Origin of the sequence: Collinsella sp. CLA-ER-H11 (assembly GCF_040092445.1) — a bacterium.
Classification (GTDB): domain Bacteria; phylum Actinomycetota; class Coriobacteriia; order Coriobacteriales; family Coriobacteriaceae; genus Collinsella.
Genome location: NZ_JBBNLN010000003.1, coordinates 83176 through 105148, shown reverse-complemented (window position 1 = coordinate 105148; position 21973 = coordinate 83176). Strand labels below are relative to the sequence as shown.

General features: G+C 56.7%; 15 protein-coding genes and 1 pseudogene. 15 read left to right on the top strand and 1 reads right to left on the bottom strand.

Going from position 1 to position 21973, the window contains the following annotated elements:
• Positions 1–97 precede the first annotated feature (97 nt).
• From AAAX35_RS03235 to AAAX35_RS03165, 15 genes and pseudogenes are all read left to right on the top strand, one after another.
• A complete protein-coding gene (locus tag AAAX35_RS03235; RefSeq protein WP_349116738.1) occupies positions 98–1702 on the top strand; it encodes an ATP-binding protein in 1605 nt (534 codons plus the stop codon).
• Between the two features lie 923 nt (positions 1703–2625).
• Positions 2626–3726, top strand: coding sequence for an AAA family ATPase (locus AAAX35_RS03230; RefSeq protein WP_349116737.1), 1101 nt, complete (start codon positions 2626–2628; stop codon positions 3724–3726).
• Between the two features lie 2 nt (positions 3727–3728).
• Complete coding sequence (locus AAAX35_RS03225) at positions 3729–4547, top strand: hypothetical protein (protein ID WP_349116736.1); 819 nt, start codon at positions 3729–3731, stop codon at positions 4545–4547.
• Between the two features lie 296 nt (positions 4548–4843).
• Complete coding sequence (locus AAAX35_RS03220) at positions 4844–6982, top strand: DUF4118 domain-containing protein (RefSeq protein ID WP_349116735.1); 2139 nt, start codon at positions 4844–4846, stop codon at positions 6980–6982.
• Entirely contained in the window at positions 6979–7884 is a 906-nt protein-coding gene (locus tag AAAX35_RS03215; RefSeq protein WP_349116734.1) for a tetratricopeptide repeat protein, read from the top strand. The genes AAAX35_RS03220 and AAAX35_RS03215 overlap by 4 nt, the downstream gene beginning before the upstream one ends.
• Positions 7881–9761: a DUF2194 domain-containing protein gene (locus tag AAAX35_RS03210; RefSeq protein ID WP_349116733.1), complete on the top strand. Its 1881-nt coding sequence runs from the start codon at positions 7881–7883 to the stop codon at positions 9759–9761. The genes AAAX35_RS03215 and AAAX35_RS03210 overlap by 4 nt, the downstream gene beginning before the upstream one ends.
• Positions 9758–11185, top strand: coding sequence for a GT4 family glycosyltransferase PelF (pelF, locus tag AAAX35_RS03205; protein WP_349116732.1), 1428 nt, complete (start codon positions 9758–9760; stop codon positions 11183–11185). The genes AAAX35_RS03210 and pelF overlap by 4 nt, the downstream gene beginning before the upstream one ends.
• Before the next feature lie 3 nt (positions 11186–11188).
• Positions 11189–12733 carry an exopolysaccharide Pel transporter PelG gene (gene pelG / locus AAAX35_RS03200; protein WP_349116731.1) on the top strand — a complete coding sequence of 515 codons (1545 nt, stop codon included), beginning with the start codon at positions 11189–11191 and terminating at the stop codon, positions 12731–12733.
• Positions 12666–14492 (top strand): annotated as a pseudogene (locus tag AAAX35_RS03195) (CotH kinase family protein). The gene pelG and the pseudogene AAAX35_RS03195 overlap by 68 nt, the downstream one beginning before the upstream one ends.
• Positions 14479–15270, top strand: coding sequence for a polyphosphate polymerase domain-containing protein (locus AAAX35_RS03190; protein WP_349116730.1), 792 nt, complete (start codon positions 14479–14481; stop codon positions 15268–15270). Before AAAX35_RS03195 ends, AAAX35_RS03190 begins: the two are co-directional and overlap by 14 nt.
• 3 nt (positions 15271–15273) lie before the next feature.
• Positions 15274–15939 carry a DUF4956 domain-containing protein gene (locus tag AAAX35_RS03185; protein ID WP_349116729.1) on the top strand — a complete coding sequence of 222 codons (666 nt, stop codon included), beginning with the start codon at positions 15274–15276 and terminating at the stop codon, positions 15937–15939.
• A 251-nt stretch (positions 15940–16190) separates the two neighbouring features.
• On the top strand, positions 16191–17162 hold the full coding sequence (locus AAAX35_RS03180; RefSeq protein WP_349116809.1) for a LacI family DNA-binding transcriptional regulator: 972 nt from the start codon (positions 16191–16193) through the stop codon (positions 17160–17162).
• Positions 17163–17346: 184 nt separating this feature from the next.
• Positions 17347–18747, top strand: coding sequence for a PTS transporter subunit EIIC (locus AAAX35_RS03175; protein WP_349116728.1), 1401 nt, complete (start codon positions 17347–17349; stop codon positions 18745–18747).
• Between the two features lie 104 nt (positions 18748–18851).
• Positions 18852–20384, top strand: coding sequence for a glycoside hydrolase family 32 protein (locus tag AAAX35_RS03170; RefSeq protein ID WP_349116727.1), 1533 nt, complete (start codon positions 18852–18854; stop codon positions 20382–20384).
• 95 nt (positions 20385–20479) lie between these two features.
• Positions 20480–21472: a PLP-dependent transferase gene (locus AAAX35_RS03165; RefSeq protein ID WP_349116726.1), complete on the top strand. Its 993-nt coding sequence runs from the start codon at positions 20480–20482 to the stop codon at positions 21470–21472.
• Between the two features lie 97 nt (positions 21473–21569).
• On the opposite strand, the gene AAAX35_RS03160 is transcribed toward AAAX35_RS03165, so the two are convergent.
• Positions 21570–21920 (bottom strand): LysR family transcriptional regulator, encoded by a 351-nt coding sequence (locus AAAX35_RS03160; RefSeq protein WP_349116724.1) that lies wholly within the window; start codon positions 21918–21920, stop codon positions 21570–21572.
• Between the last annotated feature and the right edge of the window lie 53 nt (positions 21921–21973).

Sequence of the window (21973 nt, the reverse complement as noted above, 5' to 3'; positions counted from 1 at the left end):
ACTGTTGAATATTGCGAAACGGTTGCGCGGCATTGCCGATCATTTGGCACCGTGGGTTTAGTAAACTGCTATAAAAGCAGTTTGAAGTGGGGTTCTCATGATCCGAGTTCGAAAGTTGAAGTTATCGAATCATCCGGTATTAGGTAATCTGGAGTTGGACTTTACCGACTCCTCAAATAAAGCCGTTGATACTGTCATCATCGCTGGAAATAACGGCATTGGTAAAAGCAGCTTAGTCGAGCTGCTCTATCAAATCATGGCACATAAGTATCACGATATGCCATGTTATGTTGATTCGATCGAAGTAGACTTTGACTCCAAAATACGAACATACGAGTTTTATGCCAAGGATATTAAGGGGCACGACTATCTCTATGTCAAAGATGGCTTAGGCCTCGATAATTGGGTGGGTTCGGATGAATTTGCCGAGATTTTTCCCACTTCCGCTATCTTTTCTGATGTCGATATTAATTTTAAGTCTGATCAAATAACTAGTGTAACAAGTCGTAATATTGATGAATCTGTTGAGAGTATTCGCTCGTCAAGTGATCTGCCCACTGAAATTAATCAACTTATTATTGATATTCAGGCTCTTGATGATGCTGATGTCGCTAGGGTTGCTAGGAACAATATGGAAACTGGGCTCTCGCGACTTCAAGTCCCTCAAAGGATGCCTAGGTTCACCAAAGCTTTTGATCTGATGTTTGACGACTTGAATTACGACCGTGTTGATAATCGCAACGGCCATAAAGAAATTCTCTTTAAAAAGAATGGCCATGACGTCCGTGTTGATCAACTGAGTTCTGGTGAAAAGCAGATTGTCTATCGTGGGTGCTTTATGCTGAAGGACTCGCATGCGCTCAGAGGTTCGTTTGTATTTATTGACGAGCCTGAAATTAGCCTTCATCCTTCATGGCAGGAGAAGATTCTTCACTTTTATAAATCGTTGTTTCAGGACGAAGACGGGAACCAAACTTCTCAAATCTTTTGCGTAACCCACTCGCCCTTTATTATTCATGATGAAAAAAGATACAACGACAAAGTAATTGTATTGGCCAGGAATGGATCTGGCGATGTGGTCGCACAGGCTAATCCAGAGTTTTACGGTCCTGGTACGGTTCAAGCGGTGAAGGATGCTTTTTCGGTTTCTTGGTTTGCGAACGAAGCCCCCACTGTTTATCTAGAGGGGCCTACCGATGAGCAGTATTTCAATAAAGCACTTTCTTTTGCCCATATTAATAACCACTTGCGATTTAAATGGATAGGAAAGAAGAGCTCTGATGGATCATGTGAATTCACGGGCGCACCATCGCTTAATAAAGCAGCCGCTTATTTGGATGCAAATCCTCCTTCGGTCTTCACTGCTTTCCTGTTCGATTGCGATCAAAAGATTAATGAGTGTTTAAGCAACAATGTGTTGCGAACGAAAATGAAAACTTACGACTCCAGAAAGCATTTTAAGAAGGGAATCGAAAATGCCCTAGTGCTGGATGACGATTTCGATACGTCGGTTTTTTATCAGGAAAAGCAAACCTTTGGAGATTATGGCGATAAAAAGGTGATCTCCGAATTTCAAAAGCAAGCTTTTTGTGACCATATTTGCTCTCTGCCAGAAGGGGAGCTCAAACCTATTTTGACGCATCTAATTGATGCCATTGAGCGTATTGATAAGCAAATCACGATTGCTAAAGAGCAGAAATAACTACAGACATTACATCGCGCACCGAACGCTTAATGTAATTCCCGTATGCACTGCATTAGCGATGAATTTAGGGTACTATACCGACAGTGATACAGTCGTCGTGGACTCTAAGTGAGGCGATGACAAAGAAGGGTCGTTGTTCGGAGGCTTCCGGCAACGGCCCTTTGATTTTAGGAGCTTGCTTTGGCAAAAGAACTTTAGACTTTTGCTCAACTAATTGAACTCCTAGAGGGCCGTGGGGTGGCGACTGATGCTTCTACGACAGATTGCCTGAGGCGTGAGAGTTATTATGCGGTCGTAAACGGCTACAAAGCTCCGTGAAAAACAGCAGCCTGCTTGTTAAGGCCAAAGTTTTGTAAGGGGGTTCCTTCCCAAGGGGGGGCATCCCCTATGTTTATGGCATCTCGACTTGGGGGTCTCCGCTGAAAGACGCGCCCGTAGACAAGCTAAGGATATCAACTAGAATAAAGTCAATTGCGGTGGAAGCCTTCGGGCGACACCTTAAGAGGGTTGATGCGTCGGCCCTCTTTTTTGTTTGCATGTAAGATTCGGCCTGTCAAAACTTACATCCCAGCTGGAAAAAGGCGAAATTGCGGGTGTTTTTCTGCCGGCATGTAACTTTACTGATGCGTTGTTGCTCAGCCTTAATTCGCTACGGTTTGTCGGTAAAGGATTGACTGGGACTGGGCTTTTCCTTACAGTTCCAACCGTGATGAGGCCTTGCGACGGTACGTCCGGCTTGGTCCGTGGAAACCGCCTAAAGGCGGTTTTTGCGTTTAAGGGTTGTTTTCCAGCGGCTTTCGTAGCGGGTATTCATGGTTCGCATGGACTCTGCTCACATGACTTTTCCCGTAGTGGCGTAATTGATGCAGGTCTCCTATCTCTTGCCGTAATATAATTACGGCAAGAGATAGGAGACTCTCATGCTTAAGCGTTTTACTGTTGATGGCTATAGGAATTTTTCGGCTCCGGTTTCATTTAATTTTGCAGCTTCTCGTGATTACCAGTTTGCAGAAAATAACGTTAAAAACGGAACCGTGAAAACCGCACTTTTGATCGGCAGAAATGCGTCTGGTAAATCAAATTTCGGTTCAGCTTTATTTGACATTACGTTCGGCTTTCCAGAGGCATTCGATTATTCTGACCAGGATGATCGTCTGTTTTTGAATGCTGATTGCGGGCGAGGTACGGCACAGTTCACCTATGTCTTTGAATTTGACGGTCGCGAAATCAATTACTGCTATGAGAAGACTTCTCCGACTACCTGGCTTCACGAGACCCTATCGATTGATGGGGAACGAATTTTCGATTTCAATAACGCACGCGGCGTTTTCGAAGAGAACCACCTTGAACGAATCGGTGCTGCTGACATTAATTTTGAATTCTTCGACGCTTCGTTGAGCCTTCTTTCTTATATAACGAGCAGTCTTCCAACTAATGTTTTAGGTGTCTTGGCTGAATTACGCCGATTTGTCTCGCACATGAGGCTGATTCGCATGGACAGCTTTCGATTAAAAGGGGTTGAAACAAAAAAGGTAATCGACAAAATCATACGCGAGAACAAAGTTGCGGAATTTGAATCATTTATTCGCAATTTTGGAGTCGATGAGTCCCTGATCGTTATTAAAGAGTCCGACGGCTCGCCTGTTCTATATTTCAATCATCCCATGCGATGCGTCCCGTTTGTCGAGGCATGTTCTAGCGGTACAAGAACCCTGGTTATGTTGTTCTCTGAGCTTGAGCTAAACGACTCGGCCAGTTTTTTGTTCATAGATGAGTTTGACGCTTTTTGCCACTTTGAGATGGCTGAGAGCCTTTTGAAGTTCTTTGGTTCCAAGGCCTCTTGTCAGATTTTGTGCTCCACCCACAACACTTCGCTTGTTAAGAATGGCGTAATGAGGCCCGACTGCGTTTATCAAATTTCTGCAAAAGAGGGTATTCGAACCTTGGCCGATTCCACCGATCGTGAGTTGAGGCTCGGCAACAATATCGAGAAGCTCCTCCGAGCCGGAGAGTTTGAGTAGCCATGAACGGTGCGTCTGAAAAGAACGTCCTGCTCATTGTTGAAGGCGCTAAACGCGAGCCTCAGCTGATGGGGCGTTTATTTGAATCTTTTAGCCTCGCGGATGATCATCAAATTGTTCCCGTCGAGATCAATGTTCATGACTTTCTTGATAAGCTCTTTCAAGAATACGGTTGCGATTTCGAGTCCATTGATCTTAAGCCCTTTGTCGCTGAGCTTCTTTCGGATAAAGATGATGCGGCTCAGCTTCTCGAATCCAGTTTTACAGACACCTTGCTCATATTTGACTTAGATCCTCAGGACAATCGGCTCGATTTTAAACGGCTTGAGCTAATGCAAGACTATTACTGCGATAGCACTGATATGGGTCAGCTATATCTGAGCTATCCATCGGTTGAAGCATATCGTGATTTTGATCCCTTGAAGTGTCTCTCTCTGGATGACGCCCTTGTTCCTTCAGATGTGATTTTTGGCAAGCGATCTTACAAGGACTGGGTTGCCAGGAGGGGAGATTCGCTTGCGGATATTGGGCGTATTGATGGTTTTACATTTGCCTGCATTATTGCCGTCCATGCCCTGAGGTCGCTTTGGTTAACTAATGAGCAGATGATGCCAATTGCAAACGAGTCTCTGGCTGACTTAGCTGCGACCGTGGCGGGCATCAATCATTCTGAACTTCTGCTCAATGAGATCGAACGTCTGAACAATGATTCATTTTGCGCATGCTGCACCTGCCTTTTCTTTATTGCGAATTGGCCTAAGCGACTTAACGACGTTATGAACAAGGCGATTAAGAGGGGTTTGGGTATTCGTTTGTTCTAAAGAGTCCCCTTCGCCACTTATCTCCGGAAGTGCGGGGAAAAATCGAAACTTGCCGAGCACACACCGATTTTTGCCAACAAAACCGCAGGTCGCGGATGCCCAAAACTGGGGTCTGGTCGACAGGTCTCGGTTTTTCACCGCACTTCCGGATTGGGCGCTCATTTAGCACTCTCGATGTCCCCACATCCTCTAAAAAAGTTCTTAAAACAGCCTTAAAGGCGTTCTAGCTCGCGTTGACAGCGTAAAATACGCATGTTTGACTAGGACAAAAGTGTATTTTAGGGGAGGAATGCGCCATGGAAGTGCTAGTTGTTGGCAACACCGCATATGTTGACGATGACTTTTGCGCCAAGGCGTTCCCCGGGGACCACGTTAAGGTCGTCGCTGCCGCGGAAGCGCGCCACGATGAGTCGTCGCCTCATGCTTCGTGGAAAGACCTCCTCCAGCACTTGGAGCAGGCCTACGAGTTCGACCGCGTAGTCTACCTGTCTAATTTCCTTACCCCGCATACCGATACCGTGGGCGATATCGAGCTGCTGCGCTCGGTCTTTCGTTCGTGCATGAGTCGCCGGGTCCAGCTGCTGTTTGTAGCGGGGCCCGCGAGTGCCGAGGGTGCCTCCGGCGCCGTGGGGCGAACGGGCAAGGGAATTATCGCCCGCGCGGCCAACGACCTCTGCCGCTACTACGCTGTGCGCGAAGGCGTTCAGGCAAAGATTCTGCGCGCGCCCTTCCTGTACACTGCCTCCGCCGCGCTGGATGATCCGTTTTTTGTGCCGCTGTTCGATTCTTGCTTAACCGGATCGGTCGCTTTGCAGGGCGCGCAGGATGCGTCGTTTCCCCTGCTGTGTGCCGAGGAGCTTGCGGTGCTGGTACGCCGTATCTTCGATAGCTGGGATGGTAACTTTGAGACGCTCGACGTAGCCGATACCTTCCATCACACGGCGGGTGAAGTGGGCGAGGCCCTTAAGGCGCTGTTCCCAGGGCTCTCAGTTGCCTATGGCGATTCCGCCGGCTACACCCTGCCCGCCAGCGACGTCGCTCGCGTACGCTATGGCTGGTTTCAGCGCTACGACTTGCTGCGTGATCTTTCGACCATTCAAGCGCGTTGGGATGCTGGCCGCGCAAAGAAGGTCAACCCCTTGCGCGCCGCCATCGGCCGCATCTTAATGCGCACGCTGCCTATTAAATGCCTAGAGACGGCAGCCGCCTGGGTCCTGTTCGAGGTGCTGGAGCATCTTTTCTCCCAATCGGCCCAGCTCAACGTGCTCGATTATCGCCTGCTCTATGTGGTGCTGATTGGCACGCTGTATGGCTTGGACTTTGGCCTGGTTGCGGCGCTGCTGGCGTCGGTGGGTTTGGCAGCCAGCTACTTTACTCAGTACGGCTATACCTTCCAGGGTCTGTTCTACGAGCCGTCCAACTGGCTGCCGTTTATTGCGTACTTTGTGGTGGGTGCCGTGTGCGGCTATGTGCAGCTGCGCAACAGCGAAGCCATTAGGGCGGAGCGCGATCAAAACGAGCTCGTGCGCAACCGCAATACGTTCCTTACGCAGCTCTACCACGACGCGATCGAGGACAAGCGCGCGTACAGGCGCCAGATCGTGGGTCGCCACGACAGCTTTGGCAAGATCTTTGCCGTGACGCAGGAGCTCGATGTGCTCAACCCTCGCGACATCTATCGCAAGTGCTGCGAGCTTCTGGGTGAGATCCTCGAGAACGATTCGGTGGCGATCTACCATGTTTCGGGCGGGGCATTTGCACGCCTGGTGGCAGCAAGTCCCGCGATTGCCGAAGATGCCGCACGCTCGCTCACGCTTGAGCAGCTTGCACCTCTTTTGGGCGACGGGGGCCGTTCGAACCTGTGGGTGAACCGCGAGCTGACGCCGGGGCTTCCCATGTTTGGATACACGATCGAGCGCGACGGGGAACCCGCCGTGCTGATCTTTGTGCGTCGTGCGGCCGAAAACCAAATGACCCTCTATTATCAAAACCTGTTCCGCATCTTGTGCGGGCTGGTTGAAAGCGCGCTGGGCCGTGCCTTTGACTACGAGGCGGTGGCGCAGGATAAACGCTGCGTTGACGGCACTTGCGTGCTCAAGCAGGCTGCCTTTGGCCAAGAGCTCGCGGCGGAGCAGGCGCTGGCAGATAGCAAGATGGGGAGTTTTTTGCTCCTGCGCGTGGTACCGGGCATGGAGCCTGTCGGCGAGCTGGTGGCCGCAATTGGGTCGGCAATCCGCGAGAGCGACGCGGCGGGCTTGGTCGACGGCAACGTGCTCTACCTGCTTATGCGCCAGGCAAAGGCGTGCGATCTGCCCATTATCCGCGAGCGTCTGAGCGCAAAGCAGATTGCGGTGGAGCCCGTCGACGGCGAGGACATCGTGGAGCTGCTGCAGCACATCTCTTACATCGGTGACGGTGAGGGGGGTGCCGCTTGATCTCGCTTGTCGTTGCTGCCGTCTTGCTGCTGATTCATGCGCTGGTTTGCCTGATGCTGTGGACGCTCATGAAGCTGGGCCTGCTGCCGGTGCGCGGGCACATGCTGGCTGTGATAGTGCTGGTGCCGCTGTGGGGCCCGTTGCTGGTGGTTCTGCTATCGGTCCGCGGCGCGATGTTTGGCGAGGGGCTGAAAGAGTCTGCGCTGGAGTCGCTGCGCTTCAACGACGACCTGTATCGTAGTATGCCGGTACCGAGTGGTGAGGACGATGCAGGCGTAGTGCCGCTCGAGGAGGCGCTCATCGTCAATGACCCGGCATATCGGCGCCGCCTAATGCTCTCCATGCTCACCGAGGAGCCCGACGCGTACCTGGCGCAGCTGCAGGCGGCTAAGCTTAACGACGACGTTGAGGTGGCGCACTATGCCGCGACAGCGGTGGCGCAGATCTCCAAGGAGTCCGACCTTAAACTGCAGCAGCTGGAGCGCGCCTTTAAGACGGACCCGAGCGCGCAAAACCTCATCGAATACTGTGATTTTCTTGGTGAATACTTGGGCTCGGGCTTGGCCGAGGGGCGCGTGGCTCAGATTCAGCGCCAACAGTACGCGCGCTTGCTTGCGCGTCGCTGCGAGCGCGAGGACGCCCTTGAGCTGCGCATTCGATACGCGACGGCGCTGGCCGATGTCGGACAGATCGACGAGGCGCAGGCCGTGACCGACCAGCTGGTGCTCGACGTGCCCGACGAGCAGGAGGTTTGGATGCTTTGCCTGCGCCTGGCCGTGATGCGCCGCGACGGTGACGAAGTCCACCGTGTGATCGATGCGATTGACAAGCAACATGTGTATTTAAGCGCCGACAACCGCGAACAGTTGGCGTTTTGGCGCGACGGGGAGGAGGCCAGATGAGCGTGGTGCAACATATCCGCGACCGTGCAGGCCGCTTTCGTTGGATGGGGCTGCTCGTAGTGTGGGCTGTTTTTATCGTCATGGCCGCCGTGCTGCTGGTGGAGCGTGCCGGCGTGCAGTACAGTGCGGGCCAGCATAAGCTGGGGATGCTTGCCGCCAACGATGCGGTGCCGGCCTCCTCGGCAATCTTTGGCCAAAAGCCCACGTGCCTGGTCATTACCGATTCCGATCAAGCTGGCGTCGAGGACGTAAAGGAGCAGTTCGACCAGATCCTGCTCGACATGAAGATCGCGCACCGCGACGTTGACCTTGCCCTGGATGGCGCGGATGCCATTCCCTCGCTGACCTCCTTCGATCGCGTGATTTTGCTCATGCCGTCGCTCGATGGGCTCGGTACGCACCTGAGCGACATTATGAGTTGGGTGAGTGCCGGCGGTTCGCTTATGCTCGCCATGCCGCCGGATAACTCGAGCTATCTGCAAGTGATTGCCTCCAAGCTTGGCATTGAATCGGCCGGATATGACTATGTAAAAGCCGAAAGCATTGTGCCGAGCGAGGACTTTATGCTGGGCGGGGGAGAGCGCTACGAGCTCTCGGACCCCTTTGATTCGTCGCTTTCGGTATCGCTGCGCGAGACGGCTCGTGTGTGGGCTATGACCGGCGATGCGGGCGCCCCGCTCATTTGGTCGAATGACTGCGGTAGCGGGCGCACCGTGGTATGCAATATCGGTATCTATGACAAGGTCATGCGTGGCTTTTACGCCGCGGCGATCAGTCTGCTGGGTGATACCACGGCCTATCCGGTCATCAACAGCGCCGTGTTCTATTTGGACGACTTTCCTAGCCCCGTGCCCTCGGGCGATGGTACTTATATCAAGCGTGACTACGGCCTTTCCATTGCGGATTTTTACACCAAGGTCTGGTGGCCCGATCTGCAAAAGCTCGCGCAAAAATATGGCATTCGCTATACCGGCGTGATGATCGAAAACTACGAGGACGCGGTCAACCAGACCGAGCCCGCGCGTCAGGCCGATACCACGCAGTTTCGATATTTTGGCGGCATGCTGCTGCAGATGGGCGGCGAGCTGGGCTTTCACGGCTACAACCATCAGCCGCTTGCGCTCTGGGACACCGACTATGGTACGTTGTACGTCTACAAGACCTGGAAGAACAAAGAGACGCTCGTCGCTTCGCTCAACGAACTTATCGCGTTTCAGGACGAGGTCCTGCCCAATGCTCATGGCTCGGTTTACGTGCCGCCGTCGAATATCCTTTCGGCCCGCGCGCGCAAGCTTATCGGTACCGATGTTCCGCGCATTAAGACCATTGCCAGTACGTATTTTGAGGATGGCACCGACCTGCCGTACGTGCAGGAGTTTGGCGTGGCGAGCGATGGCATTGTGGAGCAGCCACGTATTGTTTCGGGCGGCATGGTCGACGATTCCTATATGCGCCTGGCCGCCGTGTCCGAGCTCAACATGCACTACGTGAGCACGCACTTTATGCACCCGGACGACCTTTTGGACCCCGATCGCGGAGCCAAGGAGGGCTGGGAGGTCTACAAGGGCGGCCTGACCGACTACCTGGACTGGCTTACCAAATCCGCGCCCGACCTGCGGCACCAGACGGCGTCGGAGTGCTCCGGTGCCATCCAGCGTTTTTCGTCCGTGACGGTGAGTGTGGATGCCAGCGCGGATGCCTGGACGCTCAGCCTGGGCAATTTCCACGACGAGGCGTGGCTCATGTTCCGCGCCAATAATGGCGAGCCGGGTGCGGTGACGGGTGGCGAACTGACGCACCTTACGGGCAATCTGTATCTGCTCAAGGCAAATGATAAGACCGTGACGATCGAGCGCAAGGAGGGTGACGATAAATGAGAATCTGCTTGGTACTCGAGGGTTGCTACCCCTATGTGCACGGCGGCGTATCTACCTGGATGCATGGCTACATTACGGCCATGCCCGAGCACGAGTTTGTGCTGTGGGTGATCGGCGCGCATGCTGCCGACCGTGGCAAGTTTGTCTACGAGCTGCCCGGCAACGTGGTCGAGGTGCACGAGTTGTTCTTGGACGATGCCCTGCGGCTTTCGGGCGAGCAACATGAAGCCAGTTTTAACGACCGTGAGCGCGAGGCGCTACGCCGTCTGGTGTCGCTCTCCAATCCGGACTGGGACGTGTTATTCGATATCTTCCACCGCCGTCGCGTGCATCCGCTCTCGTTTTTGCAGAGCCGAACGTTTATGGATATCTTTCGCGACGTGTGCCTGGCCGAGTACCCTTACACGCCCTTTGCCGATGCATTCCACACCATGCGCTCCATGTTGCTGCCCGTGCTCTACCTGTTGGGCAGCGAGGTGCCGGTGGCCGATGTGTACCATGCCATCTCGACCGGCTACGGTGGCCTGCTCGCCTGCTTGGGCTCAAGCGTTCACCATGCGCCGGTGCTGCTGACCGAGCATGGCATCTATACCCGCGAGCGCGAGGAAGAGATCATTCGCGCCGATTGGGTGGTGCCGTCGTTTAAGGACCGCTGGATTCGCTTTTTCTACCTGCTTTCGGAGGAGATCTACCGCCGCGCCTTCCGCGTGACGAGTTTGTTCCATAACGCCCGCAAGACGCAGATTGATATGGGCTGCGATGCGGACAAATGCCTGGTCATCCCCAACGGCATCCAGTTCGATCGCTTTAAGGATATTCCCTTAAAGCCAGATGACGGCTGGGTGGACATTGGCGCGGTGGTGCGCCTGGCGCCCATCAAGGACGTCAAGACTATGATTTATGCCTTCTTTGAGCCGCACGAGCGCCTGCCCAAGGTGCGCCTGCACATCATGGGCGGCGTGGACGACGAGGAGTACGGCGCCGAGTGCCATGCGCTCGTCGACACCCTGGGCGTGCGCGACCTGATCTTTACCGGCCGCGTCAACGTGGTCGAGTACATGGAAAAGCTCGACTTTACCATTTTAACGAGCATCTCCGAAGGTCAGCCGCTCAGCGTGCTGGAGTCGCTTGCAGCGCGCCGTCCCTGCGTGACGACCGAGGTGGGCTGCTGTCGCGAGCTTCTCGAAGGCGCCCCGGGCGACGACTTTGGCGTGGCGGGTTTTGTGACGCCGCCTATGTATCGCAAGGGCTTGGCCGATGCCATGGAACGCATGTGCACAAGCCGCGCTCGTCGCATTGAGATGGGGGAACGCGGCCAGCGTCGCGTTGCCACGTACTTTTTGCACGAGCAGATGCTCGCCAACTATCGCACGCTGTATGACGAGACGGCGCGTGCGTTTAACCTGCCCAGAGAGGGGGAGTAGCCGGTGGCCGGAATCGGTTTTGAGCTTAAGCGCCTGTTTAGGCGCAAGGGTCTGTTTGCCACGATGCGCGCCTATGGCTACGCCGGCATTGTGTGTACGGGCCCCATGCTGCTGGGCGTGCTACTCCAGGTGGGCATCTTGGTGCTGTGCGGTCTGTGGGGCGTGGGCCGAGCCAACCAGGACCTGCTGGTGTGCATGGTGACCTATACGCTGCTGGCGTCGCTTACACTCACGAGCTTTTTCTCCATGCCGGTCACGCGCTTTTTGGCGGACATGCTTTTTGCCGAGCGCGAGGATGAGATCCTGCCTTCGTTTTGGGGGTCTAATGCCATCATGCTCGTTGCGGGCACCGTGCTCTACGGCGTCTTTTTGCTGTTCTCGGGCGCCACGCTGCTGCAGGGGCTGCTGTGCCTGTGGCTGTTCAACATTATGATCGTCAACTGGAACGGCATGAGTTACCTCACGGCCATCAAGGATTACCGCGGTATCCTATGCAGCTTTGCGGCTGCCATTGGCGTGGCGTGCCTGTGCGCCCTGGCCGCGCTGGCGCTGGGGCTGCCGCCGGTCGAGGGCCTGTTGGCGTCAATTGCTCTGGGCTACGGCGTCATGCTCGCCTGGGACGTGGTGCTGCTGTACCGGTATTTTCCGCAGAGCGACCGCAGCCCCTGGCTCTATTTACGGTGGCTTGATCAGTTTATGCCGTTGGCGCTCACGGGCTTGTTTACCAACCTAGGCCTCTTTGCGCACTTGGTGATAATTTGGGCCGGTCCCATTGGCGTGCAGGTCAAGGGCTTGTTTTATGGTGCGCCCTACCACGATGTGCCGGCGCTCATCGCGTTTTTGACGATCCTGGTCACGTCCGTCAACTTTGTGGTCTCGGTCGAGGTCAACTTTTATCCGCGCTACCGCGACTACTACAGCCTGTTCAACGACGGTGGCGTGGTGGGTGACATTGTGGTTGCCGAGGAGGAAATGCTTGCCACGCTCAACCGAGAACTGCGCTTTTGTGCGCTCAAGCAACTGTTTGTGACGGCGGCGGTCATTTCGCTCGAGACCACGGTGCTCTCGGCCCTGCCACTGGGCTTCAACAACCTGATGCACGGGTATTTCCGCACGCTGTGCGTGGGCTATGGCCTGTATGCCGTGGGCAACACGATTCTGCTGATCTTGCTGTACTTTACCGACTACAAGGGCGCCGTGCTTGCTTCTGGGCTGTTCGCGGGCGTGGCGGGGCTGGCGACCATCGTCTCGCTGTTCTTTCCGCAGCAGTTTTATGGCTTTGGCTTTTTGCTCGGCGCGGCGGTGTTTTTTGTTGTGGCGCTCATGCGGCTCGATACTTATACCGCCAACTTGCCGTATCGTATCCTGAGTCAGCAGCCCATTGTGGCGACCGACAAGACGGGTCGCTTTACGGAGCTGGGCTGCTTGCTCGACCGTGCCGAACAGCGTTACGAGGAACTGCGTCTAGAGGGCGAGCCGCATGGCGTGTTTGAGCGCACGGTGGCCCGTGTGTATCGCAACCATTGGGGAGGTTCTGATGACCGATAGAATGATGTCCCGCCGTCGCCTGTTTGAGGCGGCTGCCGGTGCGCTGTTGCTTTCGGGCTGCTCGGTGCAGGAAGACTCCTCGACCAAAAAGGTCAAAAAGCAGGACAAGATTAAAAAGGCCGAGTCCTCGGACGGTACCAAGCACCTGCGCGATAAGGACGAGCTGTACGAGGTCTACGACGACTCGGGCATTGTAACCATGTACCTGACGGTCTCGCGCGGCAACAGCTCCGAGAACACCGACCACAGCTGGGCCGAGATCAATACGTACTCGGTGTATGACTACGCCGACATGGGCGTGACGCGCTATCAGGTAATGGGGCTTTTGCAGGCGGGCGACGAAGACGGCCCGGTGGCCGGCGAGGTTGGCTATGGCGAGGAAGCGCCCAATGCTACCGTGCAGGTGCGCGGTCAGACATCGAGCATGAACTCGCAAAAGAATTACAAGGTGGAGCTCAAAAAGGGCAAGGGTACCTGGCGCCAACAGCGCGCGATTGCGCTCAACAAGCACATGGGCGAGGGTATGCGTTTTCGCAACAAGATGGCTTACGACCTTATCCGCGGGATTCCCCAGATGATGGGCCTTCGCACGCAGTTTGTGCATCTGTGGGTGTGCGACCAGACCGAAAAGTCCAACGATACCTTTGAGGACTACGGCCTGTTTACGCAGGTGGAGCAGCTCAACAAGACGGCGCTTAAGGCACATGGCCTGGATAAGAGCGGGCACCTGTACAAGGTGAACAGCTTTGATTTCCATCGCTACGAGGACACCATTAAGCTTGCCGACGATCCCGACTACAACCAGGCAAACTTTGAGGGCATGCTCGAGATTAAGGGCGATTCGGACCACACCAAGCTCATCGAGATGCTCGATGCGCTCAATGATGAATAGCAAAAGATCGATGATGTGCTCGATACCTACTTTGATACCGAGAATCTGGTCTATTGGCTGGCGTTTCAGATCCTGACGGGCAACTGCGATACGCAGAACCGTAACTGCTATCTGTACAGCCCTCTCAACTCAAATACCTGGTACTTTTTGGATTGGGATAACGACGGCATGCTGCGTAAGCTTGAGCTTTCTCTTACCGGGTTTTCGGACTACGCGAGCTGGGAGCGCGGCGCAAGCAACTACTGGGGCAACGTGCTGTTTAACCGCGCATTGCGCAGCAAGTTGTTCCGCAGCGAACTCGACCGTGCCGTCAAGGACTTGCGTTCGTATTTGACCGAGACTCGTCTGACCAAGATGATCAAGCACTACCGCGAGGTGACTGAATCCCTGGTCTTTGCTTCGCCCGATATCGACAATCTGCCTGTCACCAAGGACCAATACGAGCAGATCGCCGCGGCGATTCCCTCCGAGATCGAGGAGAACTACAAGAGCTTTCGCGAGAGTTTTAAAAAGCCCATGCCGTTCTACATCGGCGTGCCGCAGATCGATAACGGTAAGCTGCGTATTAATTGGGATGCGTCCTACGACTTTGAGGCGCGCGACATTCGCTACACCGTAGAGCTTGCGCGCGACTATGCCATAAGCGACGTGGTCTTTAAGGCCGAGGACGTGCTGCTTCCCGAGGTGACCTGCGATGCGCCCGATACCGGCCAGTATTTTGTTCGCGTGCGTGCCGCCAACTCCGACGGCCATACGCAAGATGCGTTTGACTACTATGTGACCGACGACGGCAAGCACTACGGCATGAAGTGTTTTTACGTGCAAGACGGCGGTAAGGTCGTGGAGGACACGTATGAGGAGGGCTAGCGCGCTGCTTGAGCGCTGGGCGGCCCCGCCTGTGCGTGCCACGCAGGAGCGTTGCCGCCACGAGCTCAAATATCTCATTAACGAGGGCGAGCACGCTGCGCTTGCCTGTCGCATGGCGTCGGTGTTTAAGCTGGACAAGCATGCACGGGCGGGTGGTTACACCATTCGCAGCCTGTATTTTGACGACTACTGCAACTCGGCCTACGAGGAAAAAGACGCCGGTATTCTCATGCGCAAAAAGTATCGCGTGCGCATCTATAACGGCAGCGACAAGGTGATTAAGCTCGAGCGCAAAAAGAAGTACGGTAGCTGGATTTACAAGGAGGACGCGCCGCTCACACGTGGCGAGTTTGAGCAGATTCTGGCCGGAGACTACGACTTTTTGCTGAGGAGCCCCTATCCGCTCTGTCGCGAGTTCTACATTGAGTGCATCTGCAACGTGATGCGCCCGAGGACCATCGTGGACTACGAGCGCGAGCCGTGGGTGATGGATGAGGGCACTGTGCGCATTACGTTTGACATGAACGTGCGTGCCGCGGTGGGAAGCTTCGATATCTTTGACGCGACGCTGCCCGCGCTGCCGGTCCTGGAGCCCGGCAAGCTAGTGATGGAGGTCAAGTTTACGGAGTTTTGCCCGCAGCTGGTGCGCGATATGGTGCCGCCGGGCGCAGCCGAGCTTACGGCGGTCTCCAAGTACTGCCTGTGCTACGACAAGACCGCCTACCTTCGCGGATTTAACTACTGGGAATCGGATTTTGGGAACCGAGGGGATATTTAGACCATGAGCACCAGGGACTTTTTTAAGAACTCCGTTTTGGAGGCGTTTGGCCAGGTCGACCCTGCCAAGATTGGCCTTTCGCTGCTCGTGGCGCTCGCCATGGGCATCCTGATCTATTACGTGTACAAGCGCTTTTTTACCGGCGTGGTGTATTCGCGCAGCTTTGCCGTGACGCTTGTGGGCATGTGCGTGCTCACCTGCATGGTCACGCTCGCGATCTCGACCAACGTGGTCATCTCGCTCGGTATGGTCGGTGCTCTGTCAATCGTCCGCTATCGTACGGCGGTTAAGGACCCGCTCGACCTGCTGTATCTTTTTTGGGCCATTACCACAGGCATTACGGCAGGCGCCGGCATGTACGCGCTCGTGGGGCTTACGGCAGTGGTGATTGTGGTGATGATTGCCGGCTTTGCGAGCCACCAGGACAAGGCACGCGTGTACATGATGGTCATCCACTACACGGGCCAGACCACCGGCGACGATATAGTGCGTGCATTTGGCCGCACCAAGTTCACCGTCAAGTCCAAGACCATGCGCGGCGACAAGGTCGAAATGGCCGCCGAGGTCTTCTCGGACGGTGTAGATATGCCCTATGCCGACGCCATCCGCGCGCTCGACGGCGTGGAGGACCTGACGCTCATCCAGTACAACGGCGAATACCACGGCTAGAACCCTAGCGAGCAAATTGCACAAAGAGGGGCGCTCCTGGTCGAGCATACGTCAGCGAGCGGGCATCTGCCGTGGCGAGGTGCCGCGAAAGAGGAGCGACGCGTACTTCATGTACGCGAGCGACGGTTTGAGCGGCAGATCGCCCGGCAGATGCCCGCGTAGCGTCGAGTAGTCCGGCGTTCGTCAGAACGCCGGAACGAACAGGTATCATTGTGTAAGCGATTTCAATGACAGGGGTGCTCGTGGTAAAGATGAAAGATGTGGCCGAGCTGGCCGGCGTTTCGAGCGCCGCCGTCTCGCGCTATCTCAACGGTGGATATATCTCGGCAGACAAGGCCGAGCGCATTAAGCAGGCGATTGAGCTGACCGGATACGTGCGGTCCAGCCAGGCTCGCGCGCTGCGCACCGGCTCCACAAAGCTCATCGGCGTCATCGTGCCTAAGATTAACTCGGAATCCGTGAGCCGCATTACCGCCGGCATTGGCCAGGTGCTCGGTCGCCGTGGCTACCAGATGCTGCTTGCCAATACCGACAACGCGGCCGATCGCGAGCTCGAATACCTTGATCTATTCCAAAATCATCCGGTTGATGGCATTGTGCTGGTGGCAACCATGGTCACCGACGAACACCGTGCGGCCATTGCGTCTTGCCGCGTGCCCATTGTGCTGATCGGCCAACATGTCGAGGGCGCGGCGTGTGTCTATCACGACGATTACGAGGCCGCCTTTGAGCTGGGCCATGCGCTTGCGGGTCGCGTGGACGGCAAGATTGCCTATATTGGAGTTACCGAAGAGGACCGCGCTGCTGGTTATGACCGCCGTCGCGGTTTTGAGGCCGGCCTGCGCGCCGCGGGTAACCCGCTCGATGCCGCCTTGATTCGCCGCGGGTCCTTTACCCTCGATTCCGGCTATAGCGCTGCGCGTGAACTGCTCTCTGTCGCTCCCGATGTTTCGTTTATCGCCTGCGCGACCGACACCATGGCGGCGGGCGCGCTGCGTGCCATCGATGAGGTTCGCGGCATGGGCGAGGGCATACACCGCGTGAGCGGTTTTGGCGACAACGCGTTTTTGCGCGCGCTGACGGGCGGCATTCCCACCGTGCATTATGGGTATCTGACCAGTGGCGTCGAGGCCACCAGCATGCTGCTCGACACGCTCGATGGCGTGGAGGGGGAGCGCGGTCTCAAGACGCTCAAGCTCGGCCATCAGCTTATGAATGTCTAGGCTCTGGGCACGTCTGCTTGTCTCTGAGGCCCCTGTATTTGCCGTAAAACTACCATTCGCCGGCTTTTTCCTACCGTTCACCCTACTATGAAAACGATTACAGTTATATGAAACTGAAAACGATTACAGTGTAAGTGTCAAAGATGGCCGGGTGCACCTGCGCCCGCTGGAGGAAAGGGAAGTCATGGACTACCGCAAATCAGCCCAAGAGGTGCTCGACAACATCGGTGGCGCCGGCAACGTTGTTTCGGCCGCACACTGCGCCACGCGTCTGCGCCTGGTGATTGCCGATAACGCCAAGGTTGACAAGGAGGCCCTCGAGAATATCGACGGCGCCAAGGGCGTCTTTGAGGCCCAGGGCCAGCTCCAGATTATTTTTGGCACTGGCACCGTCAATAAGGTCTACGACGAGTTCATTGCGCTCAGCGGCGTCGAGGCTGCCACCAAGGCCGAGGTCAAGGAGGCCGCGGCGCAGCAGCAGAACATCTTTATGCGCGCCATTAAGGTGCTCGGCGATGTCTTTGTCCCCATCATCCCCGCCATCGTGGCTTCGGGCCTGCTGCTGGGCATTATGAGCGCCCTCAACTTTATGGCCTCCAACGGCTTTATCGCGCTCGACACCAATAACTTTATTTATAAGATTGCCGACCTGGTCTCGGGAACGTCCTTTGGCATCCTGCAGATCCTGATTGGCTACTCCGCCGCTAAGGCCTTTGGCGCCAACCCGTATCTGGGCGCCGTTGTCGGTGGTGCGTTCATCAACTCTTCGCTGCAGAGCGCCTACACGGTTGCCTCCGAGGGCGTGCAGACCATGGTCACCGTCATTCCCGGTGTGTACAGCTTTGAGTGGGTCGGCTATCAGGGCCACGTTATCCCCATCGTCATCGCCTGCGCCATCCTCGCCTTCTTGGAGAAGCGCCTCCACAAGATCGTTCCCGAGATGTTCGACCTCTTTGTGACCCCGCTCGTCTCGGTGTTCGTGACCGTGCTCGTGACCCTCGTTGCCGTCGGCCCCATCTTTGTCTGGGCTGAGAATGCCATCCTCGGCCTGATCCAGGCCCTGCTGGCCCTGCCCTTCGGCATCGGTTCCTTTATCGTCGGCCTGTTCTATGCCCCCACGGTCGTTACCGGTATCCACCAGATGTACACCGCCATCGACCTGGGCCAGCTCGCCCAGTACGGCGTGACCTACTGGCTGCCCATCGCTAGCGCTGCCAATATCGCCCAGGGTGGTGCCGCGCTCGCCGTTGCCTTTAAGACCCGCGATGCCAAGATCAAGGGCCTGGCGCTTCCTTCGGCCCTGTCCGCCTTCATGGGTATTACCGAGCCTGCCATCTTCGGTGTGAACCTGCGCTTCTTTAAGCCCTTCATCGCCGGCTGCATCGGCGGCGGTTGCGGTGCCCTGGTCTGCGCGCTCACTTCGCTGGCTGCCTCCGGCACGGGCGTTACCGGTATCTTCGGTATCCTGCTGTGCCTGGCCCAGCCCGTGCAGTACGCGATCATGTTTGCGGTCGCCGCGTTGGTTTCCTTTGCCGTCTCGTTTGTCCTGTACAAGGACGAGCCCAAGGCTTCCGAGCAGGCGTAGGATTTGCGTAAACAAAAAGCCCGCAGGCTCCATCCTGTGGGCGTTTTGTTTATCTGGAACCCTTGATTTGAGCGTTCGTAGATTTAATTCGATTGGATACCGACATGTCTAACGCACTTCAGCGCGATCTTGCCAAGCTCGTTGCCAATATGGATGCAGCGGCCGCCGAGCGTGGCCACGGGCCCTATGCTCAGCATTTTCATATTATGCCGCCCACGGGCTGGCTCAACGACCCCAACGGGCTTTGCCAGGCCGATTGCGTGTTTCACGCATACTTCCAGTATGCTCCGTTTGACGTGAACGGCGGCGTCAAGATGTGGGGACATGCCACGAGCCGCGACCTTATGAACTGGGAGTATGTTGGCGCGCCGCTGCTTCCCGATGAGCCGTTCGACTGCCATGGTGTGTACTCGGGCTCGGCATTGGTCGAGGACGGTCGCATTCGCGTGCTCTATACCGGTAACGTTAAGCTCCCCGATGCGGACGGCGTTTATGACTATGTCAACACCGGCCGTCGCGCCGATACCGTGTATGTCGAGAGCGCCGATGGACAGACGTTTAGCCAAAAGTGCGTGGTGCTGGCGTCGGAGGAGTATCCCGAGGATCTGACGTGCCATGTGCGCGATCCCAAAGTGTGGCGCGATGAGGCCGGTCGCTATCACATGGTGCTGGGCGCGCGTCGTCGCGTTGACGGGCCGCACGTCGAGAGCCGTTTTTGTGCGATGCATGGCGAGGGTGCCGGTCGCGATGCGGGCGAGATTCTAGTGTATGGTTCGGTGGACATGCTGAACTGGGAGCTCGAGAGCCGTGTGTCTACGCCCGAGCGCTTTGGCTTTATGTGGGAGTGCCCGGGGTATCTGGAGCTTGAGACGGATGGCGGTGTACCGGCGAAGTGGCTGTCCTTCTCTCCCCAGGGGCTCGAGGGCGGTCGTTGGGACCGCGGCAACGTATACGCTGCTGGCTACATGCCCGTTACGGGTGACATTACGGGTGGCAAGGACGCTTATGATCTGGGCGAGTTCCGCCTGTGGGACGCCGGTTTTGACTTCTATGCGCCGCAGGAGTTTACGTCCGGAGATGGTCGCCACATTCTGATCGGCTGGATGGGCATGCCCGATGAGCCGACCTATGGCAACGCACCCACCGTGGCGTGCGGCTGGCAGCACTGCATGACGGTGCCGCGTGAGCTTACAGCCGGTGCTGGCGGCGTGGTGCTGCAGCAGCCGGCGCGCGAGATCGAGCGCCATTATGCCTCGGTGCGTGTGGGGGCGGGCTCGTTTGAGGTTGCCGACGATACCTGCTTTGACGTTGTTGTTGACGGTGTCGACGGCGCGTTTGCCGCGACCGTTGATGGCGAGCTGAAGCTTGCGTTTGTGCCCGCCGAGGGCGAGCTGCCCGCGCGCTTTGAGATGCGATTTGCCGATGAGGGTCGCGCTTCCGCCGGTTGCGGTCGTACCGTGCGCTGGGAGCCCGTCGACGAGGTTCGTAACGTGCGCATTGTCGGTGATGCTTCTTCGGTCGAGGTGTTTGTGAATGATGGCGCGCTCGTGTTTTCGACACGCATCTATCCCAAGGCCTATGGCGTGACCGTTGACGCTCCGGGTGCGAACGTGGCCTACCACGCGCTCAACATCTAGGCGATTCGTCGCATATCGGCGCTATACTTCAGCCGTTGCCCACGATGCGGGAAACATCCGCATCGTGGGCTTTTGTTTTGAAGGGACGGTGCCACGTGGACGTGCAACAGCTAGAAGAGGCCTGGGCTTTGAGGGCCGGCGCGCGTGAGGCGCGTCTTGTCGCTGCCCGGCATGTGCCGGCAGCGCTGTCGCTGCTGGGAATCGTGCGTCCCGGTGACCGCCTGGTGGCCTTTGCGGATGACTTTACCGAAGCGTTTGCGAGCGGCTTTGATGCCTGCGATGTGGCTATGGTGGATGAGCCGTCGGCCGCAGCGTTTGCCGCCGCGTCCGAGGGCTTTGCCGGCTCGTTTGATGCCGAGGGGCCGCACCTGTGGTGGTTTGTCAACTCCATCGGCGGGTTTGGTCTGCGTGTGCCCGGTCTTCGTGCTCTGGGACGCGCGGCTCGCGAGGCACGTGCGCTGCTCGTCGTTGACAACACGGTGGCTTCCATCTTTGGCTGCGATCCTTTGCGCTTGGGTGCCGTACTGTCTCTCGAGGCGCTCGACCGTGTGTGCGCCGGTGAGGCTCCACGCAAGCTCGTAGCCGCCTCCGTGGCGCGCTCGCAGCTCAAGCGCCATCGTGTGGATGCCGCTGCCGAGTGCGCGCATGCGCTGCTCGAGGGGTGCGGATTGGCCGAGCTTGACTTGTCCTCCGATGAGGCCGAGGTTCTAGAGCGCGGGCTCGACACGCTCGACACCCGCATGCAGGCACACTTCGATCGCGCCCGTGCGCTGGCTGAATATTTGGCCGCGAACGAGATGGTGAGCAACGTGCGCTATCCTGGGCTGACTTCGCATCCTGACCACGCGGTTGCAACGGGAATCCTCGAGCACGGTTTTGGCCCGGCAGTTGAGTTTGATCTTATCGAACGTAGTGCGGATGATCTGTTCGTTACTTTGCCGGGGGAGTTTCGCACATCGCCCGCCGGCGGCGCAACGACGCGCCTTTCGGCCCCACGTGGCAAGCAGGGGAGTACCATCCGCCTCTTCGCTGGTACCGACGACCCCCTGACAGTAGCCGCAACCCTAGATGCCGCCCTCCGCAAGTAGCTAATTTGGGACGGGGCTTTTTTAGCTACCCAATGTCAATTTTTGGCTATGAGTCATGAATGCTCTGGATGGGTAGCTAAAAAAGCCCCGTCCCAAATTAGCTACTCTGGTTGATGGTGGCTATGAGGGCGTCGGCTTTGGAGGCGATGACGTCGTTGATCTCGCCCTGCAACGTCTCGTAGACTTCGATGGCTCGCTCGCCGGCGGGGGTGAGCGTGGATCCGCGGGCTCCGTCGCGCTCGATGAGCTTGCAGCCCAGCTGTCCTTCAGCCTCATTCACGATGCGCCAGGCCTTGGAATACGCCATGCCCATGCTCTTGGCGGCGCGGTTGAGCGAGTGCTCGCGGGCAATACCCTGCAGCAGCAAGACGCAGCCGTGACCAAACACGCCCGGCAGATCCTTGTCGCACGCTTGAATGACCAGCTTTGCCGTCGTCTTGTACTTCATACGCTCTACGTCTCCCCGCTAAAGTGTTTGCTGGGCAAACGCAAAGCCTGCGT